This is a genomic window from Bacillus sp. SIMBA_008 (genome assembly GCF_046535495.1).
Classification (GTDB): Bacteria; Bacillota; Bacilli; order Bacillales; family Bacillaceae; genus Bacillus; species Bacillus subtilis.
Map to the genome: position 1 here is coordinate 1 of NZ_JAWRWL010001146.1, position 242 is coordinate 242.

Consider the following 242-nt stretch of genomic DNA (forward strand, 5'->3'; position numbering starts at 1 on the left):
GGTGTTGAAACGGTACGCGGCGAGCACCTCGGCGACGACGCGCTCCTTCTCCGCATCGTCCCAGGGTGCCGCGTCGAGCTCCTCGCGGTAGACGTTCTTGAACTCCGTCGGGTCGGCGATATCGCCGAAGATATAGAACCCGATGCCGTTGGTGTCGAACCCGAACTGTCGCTTGAGCACGCGCCCGATGTGGAGCCCGCCCGACAGGTCTCCGAGGTAGCGGGTGTAGTGGTGAGCAACGT

At 64.0% G+C, this 242-nt stretch carries 1 protein-coding gene; it reads right to left on the reverse strand.

Annotated elements, in window-relative coordinates; translation table 11 throughout:
• A partial coding sequence (locus SB658_RS27020) for a biliverdin-producing heme oxygenase (RefSeq protein ID WP_410603594.1) occupies positions 1-242 on the reverse strand: 242 nt, incomplete at both ends.